Origin of the sequence: Pseudomonas granadensis (assembly GCF_900105485.1) — a bacterium.
Classification (GTDB): Bacteria; Pseudomonadota; Gammaproteobacteria; order Pseudomonadales; family Pseudomonadaceae; genus Aquipseudomonas; species Aquipseudomonas granadensis.
This window is the reverse complement of record NZ_LT629778.1, coordinates 3,321,751-3,333,818: the sequence shown is the minus strand read 5'-3', so window position 1 is coordinate 3,333,818 and position 12,068 is coordinate 3,321,751. Positions and strand designations below refer to the sequence as shown.

At 59.1% G+C, this 12,068-nt stretch carries 15 protein-coding genes and 1 pseudogene; 6 read left to right on the top strand and 10 right to left on the bottom strand.

Translation table 11 applies throughout. The features are described from left to right. Positions 1 to 46: 46 nt before the first annotated feature. The 6 genes from BLU52_RS14685 to BLU52_RS14660 all read right to left on the bottom strand — a co-directional run bounded on the left by BLU52_RS14685 (position 47) and on the right by BLU52_RS14660 (position 2,922). Positions 47 to 1,048, bottom strand: coding sequence for a glycosyl transferase family protein (locus tag BLU52_RS14685; protein WP_090284332.1), 1,002 nt, complete (start codon positions 1,046 to 1,048; stop codon positions 47 to 49). Beyond that, a complete protein-coding gene (locus BLU52_RS14680) occupies positions 1,045 to 1,380 on the bottom strand; it encodes a TusE/DsrC/DsvC family sulfur relay protein (protein ID WP_090284330.1) in 336 nt (111 codons plus the stop codon). Before BLU52_RS14680 ends, BLU52_RS14685 begins: the two co-directional genes overlap by 4 nt. Beyond that, positions 1,377 to 1,670, bottom strand: a complete 294-nt coding sequence (gene tusB / locus BLU52_RS14675) for a sulfurtransferase complex subunit TusB (RefSeq protein WP_090284329.1) — start codon at positions 1,668 to 1,670, stop codon at positions 1,377 to 1,379. The genes BLU52_RS14680 and tusB overlap by 4 nt, the downstream gene beginning before the upstream one ends. Next, positions 1,670 to 2,026, bottom strand: coding sequence for a sulfurtransferase complex subunit TusC (gene tusC / locus BLU52_RS14670; protein WP_090284327.1), 357 nt, complete (start codon positions 2,024 to 2,026; stop codon positions 1,670 to 1,672). The genes tusB and tusC overlap by 1 nt, the downstream gene beginning before the upstream one ends. Next, complete coding sequence (gene tusD, locus BLU52_RS14665) at positions 2,027 to 2,419, bottom strand: sulfurtransferase complex subunit TusD (protein ID WP_090288579.1); 393 nt, start codon at positions 2,417 to 2,419, stop codon at positions 2,027 to 2,029. Positions 2,420 to 2,592: 173 nt separating this feature from the next. Next, complete coding sequence (locus tag BLU52_RS14660) at positions 2,593 to 2,922, bottom strand: DUF6388 family protein (RefSeq protein ID WP_090284325.1); 330 nt, start codon at positions 2,920 to 2,922, stop codon at positions 2,593 to 2,595. A 134-nt stretch (positions 2,923 to 3,056) separates the two neighbouring features. Between BLU52_RS14660 and BLU52_RS14655 the strand changes: the two genes are divergently transcribed. Further along, the gene (locus BLU52_RS14655; RefSeq protein ID WP_090284323.1) at positions 3,057 to 3,407 is read left to right on the top strand and encodes a hypothetical protein; all 351 of its coding nucleotides are present in this window, start codon (positions 3,057 to 3,059) and stop codon (positions 3,405 to 3,407) included. Between the two features lie 117 nt (positions 3,408 to 3,524). Here BLU52_RS14655 and BLU52_RS14650 read toward each other — a convergent pair whose 3' ends face one another. Further along, positions 3,525 to 3,950, bottom strand: coding sequence for a GNAT family N-acetyltransferase (locus tag BLU52_RS14650; RefSeq protein ID WP_090284321.1), 426 nt, complete (start codon positions 3,948 to 3,950; stop codon positions 3,525 to 3,527). Positions 3,951 to 4,096: 146 nt separating this feature from the next. On the opposite strand from BLU52_RS14650, the gene BLU52_RS14645 reads away from it, so the two are divergent. Then, positions 4,097 to 4,534: a hemerythrin domain-containing protein gene (locus BLU52_RS14645; protein WP_090284318.1), complete on the top strand. Its 438-nt coding sequence runs from the start codon at positions 4,097 to 4,099 to the stop codon at positions 4,532 to 4,534. A gap of 221 nt (positions 4,535 to 4,755) precedes the next feature. After that, positions 4,756 to 5,391 (top strand): lytic polysaccharide monooxygenase auxiliary activity family 9 protein, encoded by a 636-nt coding sequence (locus BLU52_RS14640; RefSeq protein WP_090284316.1) that lies wholly within the window; start codon positions 4,756 to 4,758, stop codon positions 5,389 to 5,391. A gap of 203 nt (positions 5,392 to 5,594) precedes the next feature. On the opposite strand, the pseudogene BLU52_RS14635 reads toward BLU52_RS14640, so the two are convergent. After that, positions 5,595 to 5,810 (bottom strand): annotated as a pseudogene (locus BLU52_RS14635) (hypothetical protein); the annotation flags it as partial. 196 nt (positions 5,811 to 6,006) lie between these two features. Between BLU52_RS14635 and BLU52_RS14630 the strand changes: the two are divergent. Then, the gene (locus BLU52_RS14630) at positions 6,007 to 6,597 is read left to right on the top strand and encodes an NUDIX domain-containing protein (protein ID WP_090284314.1); all 591 of its coding nucleotides are present in this window, start codon (positions 6,007 to 6,009) and stop codon (positions 6,595 to 6,597) included. 1 nt (position 6,598) lies between these two features. Here BLU52_RS14630 and BLU52_RS14625 read toward each other — a convergent pair whose 3' ends face one another. Beyond that, positions 6,599 to 7,114, bottom strand: a complete 516-nt coding sequence (locus BLU52_RS14625) for a methylated-DNA--[protein]-cysteine S-methyltransferase (RefSeq protein ID WP_090284312.1) — start codon at positions 7,112 to 7,114, stop codon at positions 6,599 to 6,601. Between the two features lie 150 nt (positions 7,115 to 7,264). Between BLU52_RS14625 and ggt the strand changes: the two genes are divergently transcribed. Together ggt and BLU52_RS14615 are read left to right on the top strand one after the other, a co-directional pair. Continuing rightward, the gene (gene ggt, locus BLU52_RS14620; protein ID WP_090284310.1) at positions 7,265 to 8,992 is read left to right on the top strand and encodes a gamma-glutamyltransferase; all 1,728 of its coding nucleotides are present in this window, start codon (positions 7,265 to 7,267) and stop codon (positions 8,990 to 8,992) included. Positions 8,993 to 9,058: 66 nt separating this feature from the next. After that, positions 9,059 to 9,595, top strand: a complete 537-nt coding sequence (locus BLU52_RS14615) for a cysteine hydrolase family protein (protein WP_090284307.1) — start codon at positions 9,059 to 9,061, stop codon at positions 9,593 to 9,595. A gap of 2,164 nt (positions 9,596 to 11,759) precedes the next feature. Here BLU52_RS14615 and BLU52_RS14610 read toward each other — a convergent pair. Continuing rightward, complete coding sequence (locus BLU52_RS14610; protein ID WP_090288577.1) at positions 11,760 to 12,062, bottom strand: DUF7693 family protein; 303 nt, start codon at positions 12,060 to 12,062, stop codon at positions 11,760 to 11,762. Between the last annotated feature and the right edge of the window lie 6 nt (positions 12,063 to 12,068).

Genomic DNA, 12,068 nt, shown 5'->3' with positions numbered 1-12,068 from the left:
CGATGAGTTCGAACAAAAAGCGCAAAGATCGGGCGTGAATGATCGGTTAAATCGATTTGTCCCGCGCGGTCCAATACTGCTCGGCCGTGGCGAAGGCTTGCTCACGGCTCTGACCAAGGCCGCGCAAGGCCAGTGCCATGGTCGCCATCAAGGCCATTTGCGGATAGCTGTCGACCACCTCACCACGCCACACCGCTTTCAGATGCGCGACATCCAGCGTCGCCGGTTTGACATGGCGTTGCGCCGACAGCTGCGGCCATTCCTCGTCCCAGCTTTGCCCGCCAGTGGTGCCGTAGAGATGGCTGGTGGCGTCCGGGTTGATCTCGATTTCGCCGCCATCGCCCTTGACCACAATCGCGGTGTCGCCGAGCAAGCCGCTGGCATCGCGATGCACTGCCTGATAGCCGGGATGGAAAATGCTTTGCAGGCCGCATCGCGCGCGCAGCGGGTTGAGGATCCGCGCCAACGAATGAATCGGCGAACGCAGGCCAAGCGTATTGCGCAGGTCGATCATCTTTTGCAGTTGTGGCGCCCAGTCCACCAGCGGCATGAACGCCAGTCCGCCGTTATCCAGCGCCTCGCCGACCTGCGGCCAGGTACGGCACAACGGGATACTCAGTTCTCCCAGCAATTGTTCGCTGTACAGCCGCCCGGCGGTGTGCGCGCCGCCGCCGTGCATGAAGATACGCACGCCGTTCTGCGCCAGGCACTTGGCGGCCAGCAGATACCATGGCAAATGGCGTTTTTTCCCGGCATAGGTCGGCCAGTCGAGGTCAACGTTCAGGGCTGGCGCGTGCAAGCGTTCGCGCAGGGCTTCGGTGAAACCGGCCATTTCCTCGGCACTTTCTTCCTTGTGCCGCAGCAACATCAGAAAGGCGCCGAGCTGGGTGTCTTCGACCTTGTCATCGAGGACCATGCCCATGGCTTCGCGGGCCTCCTCGCGCGTCAGATCACGCGCGCCGCGCTTGCCTTTGCCGAGAATGCGCACGAACTGCGCGAACGGGTGCTCGGCGGGCGTTTCGAGGGTCAATGCTGGGAAGTCGGTCATAGGCAATTCGTCGGTTTGGGCAGGCCCGCCAGTTTTGCGGCGAGTTTGGCAGGGGTGCCTTTGAACAGTCGGTTGAGGTGCAGGCTGTTGCCTTTTTCCGCACCGAGTTTCAGCGCGGTGTACTTGATCAGCGGGCGAGTGGCGGGGGACAGCTGGAATTCGGCGTAGAAGCTGCGCAGCAGTTCGAGGATTTCCCAGTGTTCGGCAGTCAACTCGATATCTTCTGCGGCGGCCAGGGCGCTGGCGACTTCGGCTGACCAGTCGCTCAGATCGACAAGGAAACCGTCCTTGTCCAGTTCAATGGCGCGGGCGCCGACAGTCAGTGCATTCATAACCAGCTGTTGACCTTGTCGTGGTGGATCGACAGCTCGACGAAGGCCGGATAGTCGATGGCTTCGGCCCAGTCCGGAATCTCGATCGCACGTGCTTGTACATCTTCAAGCAATACAAACAGACGGATTTTTTTGTCGTGCAGGGCGAAAAACGGCGCGCTATCCGGTTGCAGGGCGTACACCGCATCGCCGGACAACAGCAATGCATCAGCACTGCCGAGCAAGCGCAGGCAACTGCTCAGGCGATCGTCGCCGAAAGGGGAGTGAGACAACACGTGCAAAGTCGACATCAGAGGGTGATCACCTGGTTGTAGCGGTCAATAAGGGCGGTGATGTGTTCGGCAGAAAGCGCCTGCGCTTCGTCCAGGGAGAGTTTTCCGAGTCCACGCGCGTTGGCGCTTTCTGCGCAATAAAACAGCTCCTCAACACCGAACATCGGCAGCGCTTGCAGATTGGCGCTGAGGTCTTTCTGCTGCAGCGCCTTGGCGTCTTGCCCCGCGGCCAGTTGCAGCACGCCGTCATCGAGAAACAGCAAACCGATCGGCAGATCGAACGCACCACCAGCCAGCACGATGTCCAGCGCTTCGCGAGCGCCGGGGCCGGACCAGGGCGATTGGCGGCTGATGATCAACAGTGATTTGGCCATTTACGCGCCTCCGAAGCAGATCAGACGATCGGCATCTTGAACTGCATCATGCAGCTGGCCGAGGCCGGACAATTCCCACGGCGCACTGATCGAAACCGCCTCACGCTGATAGCGCTTGGCTTCTTCCGCGCTCAATACACCGCGGCGTAGGGCGGCGGCGATGCACACAACGCCGTCGAGTTTCTGCTCAGTGATGAAGGTGCGCCACTGCTTGGGCAGGTCCAGTTCGTCCTGCGGCGTGACCAGCGCGTCGGAGGCGTTATAGACGCCATCCTGATAGAAAAACAGCCGGACGATTTCATGCCCACCGGCCAGCGCCGCCTGGGCAAACAGCAGGGCGCGGCGCGAGGAGGGCGCATGGGCGGCGGAAAACAGCGCAATGGCGAACTTCATGACGGACTCGATCAGCGAAACTGCGGCCATGATAAAGCTTTATGCAGGCTGCCGCGAAACCGAAGTTGATGCACATCCCTGTAGGCGTGAGCCTGCTCGCGATAGCGGTGTGTCGTTCACAAGTTATTCACCTGACACACCGCTATCGCGAGCAGGCTCGCTCCTACGATTGGTTACGGCTTGATGCCATATAAATCGCAGTATTCCAGCCAATCCATCCCGGCCATTTCCGCGACTTCACGGTGTACTTCAAGACGCTGCGTCTGATATTCCTCTGGCGAATCTGCCGTCAGTTGCAACGTCAGCTCCCAGGCAAACAACCCCTGACTTTCCGCCTCGGCTTCAAACGCTTCGTGCAGCCGCTCTTCGCGATACTGCGCCTGGGTTTCGCCCTTGGCCTGCGCCAGCAACGGGTTGAGGTGGTCGAGGGTTTCGCGCAGTTCGGGACGTGCGTCGAGAAACAATTTCAGAGCATGCTCATGTCGCTGATCGGTAGGCGCCATGTGTTTTCCTTGTAAGACTGATGACTCTAGGGTGCCGCAGCGCTGTGCGTCTGTCGCGCGATAAATGCAGTAAAGCAGAACGATTTCGGCGATTGCGGTGATACAGTCCGCTTTTTTGCCAACGAGCGAATGCGATGCGAATTCTGATGTTAGCGCTGACGGCCACGATGCTCGCCGGCTGTGCAGGTTCGGTGATGAACGATGCGCGGACCCAAACACCCTACAAAGTCCTGAACTCCGACAAGGCCGAAAAAGTCGTCGCACAGTGCGTGCAGTTTGGCTGGCAGGATGAAGCGGTGTTCGGCGTGGATGCGGCGGCCTATATGGAACCGCGCCATACGGGAGGCACCACGGTGTATACCCGTTCGGCGGAGTCGTTCGTTGACGTGATCACTGACGCTTCGGGCACGACACTGAATTACTACGCGCAGAAAGACGATTTTGTTGCCAAGCGCCGGTTGGCGGCGCTGGCGACCTGTCTCTAGGCCAGTTTAGCGGTGCGGCTTGTGCCGCCATCGCGAGCAGGCTCGCTCCCACCTTGGATGTATGATCGACACCAAACCATCGTGGGAGCGAGATTGCTCGCGAATGCGCCGCTGCGTTCACCCTGCAAAGCGCTTCTGAAAGAAATGCCGCTTGTGCCCCGGTGGATAGTCGACGATCTCACCAAATTGGCTATACCCGAGCTTCTTGTAGAACCCGGGCGCCTGAAAGTCGAACGTGTCGAGCCAGGCGCCGATGCAGCCTTTCTCCCGCGCGAGGTCTTCGGCCATGCGCATCAGCTTTGATCCTATGCCTTGACCGCGACCCGCTTCAGGCACTGAGAGCAGGTCGACGAACAGCCATTGGCACGCCAGTCGGCCATACAGCCCGCCGAGAATCTGGCCGTCATCGTCACGTACCAGCAGGGTAAGTGGCTCTGCAACCGCAATTCCGGCCTTCGCCACGTTGTAGGCATGCAACGGCGCCAAAATGGCTTGTCGTTCGTCTTCTGTAGGATTTTCTGACAACTCGATGCGCAGATTCATGCGGGACTTCCTTGTTTTAGGAACTCGCAGCCTATCCTGCCCGGCGCTCATTTTCCAAGCGCTTGCCCACGCTTTGGAACCGCTTCGCTTGCGCCGGGGTCTAGCGTTTACAGCGTCATTCCCGAACGCCGCCAACAAGGACCCCCATGAATATTTTCGAAGCCCTGCGTGAAAGCCACGAGCGCCAGCGCAGCTACGCCAAAGCCCTGATCGAAACCAGCGGCGACAGTCCGGAGCGGGTCGAGGCCTACAAACAGCTGAAAGCTGAACTGCAAGCCCACGAAACTGCTGAAGAGCGCCATTTCTATATTCCGTTGATGGCGATGGATGAAGGGGTCGACCTGAGCCGTCATGCCATCTCCGAGCACCATGAAATGGACGAAATGATGGAGGAGCTCGACGAAACCGAGATGTCCAGCCCGGCGTGGCTGGCGACGGCGAAGAAACTGTCGGACAAGGTTCATCATCACCTTGAGGAAGAAGAGCATAAGTTCTTTCAGATGGCCGGCAAACTGCTTGATGACAAGCAAAAAGAGCAGTTGGCTGGGCAGTATGAGAAGGAGTTTCAGGCTCAGCTCACCTGAACACCGGATGGCAGCCCTTGTAGTGTTGGCGTGTAATCTTTTACCGTCATCGCGCGTGGGCGTTGTCGCCGATGGCTGTATATCTATCCAGTATTTACGGCGTTTGGTTGGCAGCAATTCGCTGACCGCGACAAATTCGCCAATGGACAAAAAATTCACCTCCGTTAGCTTGAAGTCCTCTCCTCGGGAAGGAGAGTCATCAATCAATGGAGTGAAAAATCATGAATCAGGCAATTCCAGAAAACCAATTGAAACACGGTCGCGTGACGTCTCCAGCCAGTCGCGGTGCGGTGGCAATCGATCTCGGCTTGCTGAGCGGCTGGCAGGTCAACGAGATGGAGGGTGGCAAGAACTTCCCGGCGCGGGTGGCAGGGCCGTTTCCGTCACCGTATGAAACCGACTCGGCCAGCGTTGCGCCACCTGCCGACGGTTACATCCTCAGCGGGGGTAAGGACGATGCACGCGACTGTGTGAACTTCACCGATGCCGAGATGAGCACAAAGCTCGGTCGTCCGTTTGCATGGCCGCTGCTCAATGTCACTGCCGGTCAAACCCTTCAGATCAAATGGCAATACACAGCGCCACACACCACCCGTGGTTATCGCTGGTTGATTACCCGGGATGGCTGGGATCCGCAGCAACGCATCACCCGCTCACAACTCGAGGCGCAACCGTTTTTCGAGGACTTCTATCCGCAGGTCCCGTATTACAGCCATGCGGGGGAATTGAAAGCCAAGGTCGACCACGAGGTGATACTGCCGACAAGCAAAAAGGGTCGTCACGTCATCGTGCTGATGTGGATCGTTGCCAATACTGGCAATGCATTTTATCAAGCGTTTGATGTTGATTTTAAATGACGGGGTGATGGCCTCGAGAATAATTGCTTGGAAGGATCAAGCTGTGCTCCATAAAGACTTTATCAGTGGAGACTTCATGGCTAATTAACGGTACATGAACGAGCCCGGTAGTCCTGCCGGGCTTTTGTTCGCAGGTCGGCTATTGAATTACAAGTAACTGATTGCCAGTGCGGATTGAGTCAAGCCAATGACGATAATGTGACCACCGTTGAACTGAGCGACTGGCGCGAGGTGATCGGCGCACTGAGGCGCACGTCGTTGCCGACGGTAAACACCTGCTCGATGTCGAGCGCGGTGCCGGTCCAGAACTGCTCGGCGCAGGCGTCGTAGTTGAAATCCGGTTGCTCGGGATTGAGCGCGGCCACCACCAGCAAACCGATGCTGGTGTTCAGGGCCAGGAGCCGATCAGGTTCAAACATTCGCAGTCGCTCGCGCACATCAAAAGGGTGCGAGGACTTTGCGGGGGATCAAACGAGAAAGAAGTCGGGGAAAGTAGGCAGTGTCTGCAGGACGGTTCGACATGCTTTGTAGGGCGATATATGGTTGGCTTTTTTCGTCCAAATAACCGGGCATTTGCAGGCCCGGAGGCCATCAACGACTAAAGGATCAGGCGTCATGTCCAACACAGCCGAGCGGGTCAATATCGTCGACACTCAGGTGTTGTCCCACGACTGGTATTTATTGAAGAAGATCACCTTTGACTATCACCGCAACAATGGCGAATGGCAGCGTCAGACCCGTGAGGTCTACGATCGCGGAAACGGCGCGGCGATTCTGTTGTTCAACCGCGACAAACGCACGGTAGTACTGACCCGGCAATTCCGCTTGCCGGTGTTCGTCAACGGCCATGACGGGTTGCTGATCGAAGTGGCGGCCGGTTTGCTCGAAGGCGCGGCGCCAGAGCAACGTATCCGCGATGAAGCCGAGGAGGAAACCGGTTATCGCGTGCACGATGTGAAGAAGGTGTTCGAGGCTTACATGAGCCCGGGTTCGGTGACCGAAAAATTGCACTTTTTCATCGCCGAATACGACGCGGCCTCAAAGGTCAGCGACGGTGGCGGATTGGAGGAGGAAACCGAGGAGCTGGAAGTGCTGGAATGGGCGTTCGACGCGGCGCTGGCGGCGTTTCAGCGCGGTGAGATCTGCGATGCCAAGACCATCATGCTGTTGCAGTATGCAGCGATGAATAATCTGTTCGGTGCCTGAGTCAGAACAGCTCACCGGTTTTGCCAATGGGCGACCATTGGCCACCCTCAAGGATCAGCAGCCGCTCTTTTGCTTCAAGCCCGCCGGCGAAACCGGTCAGCTTCCCCGATGCGCCGATCACCCGATGACATGGCGCGACGATGGAGATCGGATTGCGCCCGTTCGCCGCGCCCACGGCCCGCACGGCAGTGGGGTTGCCGATTTGCTCGGCGATCTGGCTGTAGGTGCGGGTTTCGCCAAACGGAATGGTCAGCAATGCAGCCCAGACTTGCCGCTGAAAAGGCGTGCCAGCGAAGTCGAGTTCCAGGTCGAAGCAAACACGAGTCCCGGAAAAGTATTCATCGAGCTGCCGGGCGGTGTTTTGCAGGACCGGATTGCCCGGTGCCTCGCTCATCGGCCCGAGGCGTACCCGGTTCGGTTTGTCGTTTTCCCAGAGGATGGCCGCCAGTCGCGAACCGTTCGCCACCAGCTTCAGCTCGCCGACCGGCGAGGGCAGGGTGATGAATGTGTAAGGCATCAGTGCAACCCCGCTGGAAAGTGTGAACAGCGTCCAGCATAGCGGCGCAACAGGGAGGCGCAATACGTAAAGCCGACCATACTGCTGATTGCGCTTGAAACGCTGCACGTGGTTTTGCGCCGTCCCCTAAAACAAAAAAGAGATCGACTCATGAAGTACGAACCTTTGGCCAAGTCGCTGATTGCGACGTCCCTGGCACTCAGCTGTCTCATGGCTCACGCCGCGTCGGTGGCACCGGTCGCTGCGGAAAACGGCATGGTGGTCACCGCACAACATCTGGCCACTCATGTCGGCGTCGATGTTTTGAAAAGCGGCGGCAATGCCGTCGATGCGGCGGTCGCGGTGGGCTATGCGCTGGCGGTGGTGTATCCGGCGGCAGGCAACCTCGGTGGCGGCGGTTTCATGACCATTCAATTGGCGGACGGACGTAAGACCTTTCTTGATTTTCGCGAGAAAGCACCGCTGGCGGCAACGGCGAACATGTACCTGGACAAGGACGGCAACGTCATTCCTGAGTTGAGTACCCGCGGGCACCTGGCGGTTGGCGTGCCCGGGACCGTGTCCGGCATGGAGCTGGCACTGAGCAAGTACGGAACCAAAGCGCGAGAGGAAATGATCGCACCGGCGATCAAACTGGCCGAAGACGGTTTTGCCCTGGAGCAGGGCGATGTCGAGCTGCTGGAGTACGCCACGGACGTGTTCAAAAAGGACATGCGTGACTCCGGATCGATTTTCCTGCACAACGGCGAACCGATGCAAGTCGGGCAAAAACTGGTGCAGAAGGACCTTGGCAAAACCCTGCGCAGCATTTCCGAAAAAGGCGCAGACGGCTTCTACAAAGGCTGGGTCGCGGATGCGATTGTGACCTCCAGTCAGGCCAACAAAGGCATCATCACTCAGGCCGACCTCGACAAATACAAGACCCGCGAACTGGCTCCGGTGGAATGCGATTATCGCGGTTATCACGTGGTCTCGGCACCGCCGCCCAGTTCCGGTGGCGTGGTGATCTGCCAGATCATGAACATTCTCGAAGGCTATCCGATGAAGGATCTGGGCTTCCATTCCGCCCAGGGCATGCATTATCAGATCGAAGCGATGCGCCACGCTTATGTTGATCGCAACAGCTATCTCGGCGATCCGGATTTCGTCAAAAACCCGATCGAACATCTGCTGGACAAGAACTACGCGACCAAACTGCGCGACGCGATCCAGCCGCAGAAGGCTGGCGTATCGGCCGAACTGAAACCCGGCGTCGCGCCACATGAGGGCAGCAACACCACGCATTACTCGATTGTCGACAAGTGGGGCAATGCGGTGTCGGTCACCTACACCCTCAACGACTGGTTCGGCGCGGGCGTGATGGCGAGCAAGACCGGGGTGATCCTCAACGATGAAATGGACGACTTCACCTCCAAGGTTGGCGTGCCGAACATGTACGGTCTGGTGCAGGGCGAAGCAAACGCCATCGCGCCGGGCAAGGCGCCGTTGTCATCGATGAGTCCGACCATTGTCACCAAGGACGGCAAAGTGGTGATGGTGGTCGGCACGCCGGGCGGCAGCCGGATCATTACGGCGACCTTGCTGACCATGCTCAATGTCATCGACTACGGCATGGGCTTGCAGGAAGCCGTCGACGCTCCGCGTTTCCACCAACAGTGGATGCCCGAGGAAACCAACCTCGAAGACTTCGCCGCCAGCCCCGATACGAAAAAGTTACTCGAGAGCTGGGGCCACAAATTCGCCGGCCCGCAGGACCCTAACCATATCGCTGCGATTCTGGTCGGTGCACCGGCGCTGGGCGGCAAACCGGTGGGCAAGAACCGCTTTTACGGTGCCAACGATCCACGGCGCAATACCGGCTTGTCATTGGGCTATTGAGCGGAGTAAAAAAGGGGCGGACTCAGGTCCGCCCCATTCTCAAGGACTGATCAAGGAAGGCTCGACATGACCACCGCATTACTGATCATCGACGTCCAGCAGGCTCTGTGTGCTGGTGAATATCAGTGTTTTGAAATCGACCGCGTGATCTCTGCGATCAATGATCTGAGCCGCCGCGCTCGCGAGGCCGGGGCTCCGGTGGTGCTGATTCAACATGAAGAAAAGGACGGTGCGTTCGCTCACGGTACTGACGGTTGGCAACTCGCCAAAGATCTGCAGACTTCGACGAAGGATCTGCGCGTTGGCAAAACCACCGGGGACTCTTTCTACCAGCCTGATCTCGGCAAGCTGTTGCCCAGCGAAGATTTCGAGCGCCTGGTGATCTGCGGCCTGCAGACCGATTACTGCGTCAACGCCACCGTGCGCCGCGCCCATGAACTGGGCTATGACGTGGTGGTCGCGCAAGATGCGCATTCGACTGTCGACAACGGCACGATGAGCGCCGAAGACATCATTGCCGAGCACAACAAGGACTTCGCCGCCCTCACCAGCTCCGTGGCGCGGATCGACGTCAAGCCAGCGGCGACCATCCACTTCAAATAACGCACCACACCTGCTCGCGATGACGTCCGTCCAGCCAAATCATCATCGACTGACACACCGCCATCGCCAGCAGGCTGGCTCCCACAGTGGTCCTGCGTTGCCCGCAAACTCGAGCCCACCACAAAACGTGTAGGAGTGAGCCTGCTCGCGAAGGCGTCAGCCCAGCCAAATCCTCAGTGCCTGACACACCGCCATCGCCAGCAGGCTGGCTCCCACAATGGTCCTGCGTTGCCCGCAAACTCGAGCCCACCACAAAACCTGTAGGAGTGAGCCTGCTCGCGAAGGCGTCCGCCCAGCCAAAACATCATCGGCTGACACACCGCCATCGCCAGCAGGCTGGCTCCCACAGTGGTCCTGCGTTGCCCGCAAACTCGAGCCCACCACAAAACCTGTAGGAGTGAGCCTGCTCGCGAAGGCGTCAGCCCAGCCAAATCCTCAGTGCCTGACACACCGCCATCGCCAGCAGGCTGGCTCCCACATTGGTCCTGCGTTGCCGCAAAACTCGAGCCCACCACAAAACCTGTAGGAGTGAGCCTGCTCGCGAAGGCGTCAGCCCAGCCAAATCACCATCGACTGACACACCGCCATCGCCAGCAGGCTGGCTCCCACAGTGGTCCTGCGTTGCCGCAAAACTTGAGGCCACCACAAAACCTGTAGGAGTGAGCCTGCTCGCGAAGGCGTCAGTCCAGCCAAATCATCATCGACTGACACACCGCCATCGCCAGCAGGCTGGCTCCCACATTGGTCCTGCGTTGCCGCAAAACTCGAGCCCACCACAAAACCTGTAGGAGTGAGCCTGCTCGCGATGCCGTCCGCCCAGCCAAATCATCATCGACTGACACACCGCCATCGCCAGCAGGCTGGCTCCCACAATGGTCCTGCGTTGCCGCAAAACTTGAGCCCACCGCAAAACCTGTAGAAGTGAGCCTGCTCGCGAAGGCGTCAGCCCAGCCAAATCCTCAGTGCCTGACACACCGCCATCGCCAGCAGGCTGGCTCCCACAGTGGTCCTGCGTTGCCCGCAAACTCGAGCCCACCACAAAACCTGTAGGAGTGAGCCTGCTCGCGAAGGCGTCAGCCCAGCCAAATCATCATCGACTGACACTCCGCCATCGCCAGCAGGCTGGCTCCCACAGTGGTCCTGCGTTGCCCTCAAACTCGAGGCCACCACAAAACCTGTAGGAGTGAGCCTGCTCGCGAAGGCGTCAGCCCAGCCAAATCATCATCGACTGACACACCGCCATCGCCAGCAGGCTGGCTCCCACAGTGGTCCTGCGTTGCCCGCAAACTCGAGCCCACCACAAAACCTGTAGGAGTGAGCCTGCTCGCGAAGGCGTCAGCCCAGCCAAATCATCATCGACTGACACACCGCCATCGCCAGCAGGCTGGCTCCCACAGTGGTCCTGCGTTGCCGCAAAACTCGAGCCCACCACAAAACCTGTAGGAGTGAGCCTGCTCGCGATGACGTCCGCCCAGCCAAATCATCATCGACTGACACACCGCCATCGCCAGCAGGCTGGCTCCCACAGTGGTCCTGCGTTGCCCGCAAACTCGAGCCCACCACAAAACCTGTAGGAGTGAGCCTGCTCGCGAAGGCGTCAGCCCAGCCAAATCCTCAGTGCCTGACACAGCGCCATCGCCAGCAGGCTGGCTGGCTCCCACAATGGTCCTGCGTTGCCGCAAAACTCGAGCCCACCACAAAATCTGGAGCGAGCCTGCTCGCGAAGGCGTCAGCCCAGCCAAATCATCATCGACTGACACACCGCCATCGCCAGCAGGCTGGCTCCCACAGTGGTCCTGCGTTGCCCGCAAACTCGAGCCCACCACAAAACCTGTAGGAGTGAGCCTGCTCGCGAAGGCGTCAGCCCAGCCAAATCACCAACGCCTGACACACCGCCATCGCCAGCAGGCTGGCTCCCACAATGGTCCTGCGTTGCCCGCAAACTCGAGCCCACCACAAAACCTGGAGTGAGCCTGCTCGCGAAGGCGTCAGCCCAGCCAAATCATCATCGACTGACACACCGCCATCGCCAGCAGGCTGGCTCCCACATTGGTCCTGCGTTGCCGCAAAACTCGAGCCCACCACAAAACCTGTAGGAGTGAGCCTGCTCGCGATGGCGTCAGCCCAGCCAAATCACCAACAACTGACACATCGCTGCCGCCGATTAACGATCCGCCAGCAACAACCACTCAACCTGCGCCAGTTCCCAGGTACTCAGCAGACCCACCGGGTCCGTGCCATAACGCTGCCACGATTCAAGCGCACCCTCATGACCTTCAGGACTGCGGGCATATTCACAGTGATGCAATCGTTGACCGGCAAAATCCAGCAGCAGACGCCAGCCTTCGATATCGACCGTGACCAGGCCGGTCGCATCAGGTTCTGCGCAGACGTCCAAAGTCAGGATGCCCAGCGCTGCTTCACGCAGACGCTGACAAACCTCGCGGGCGGTCAAGGATGACGACATGTCGAG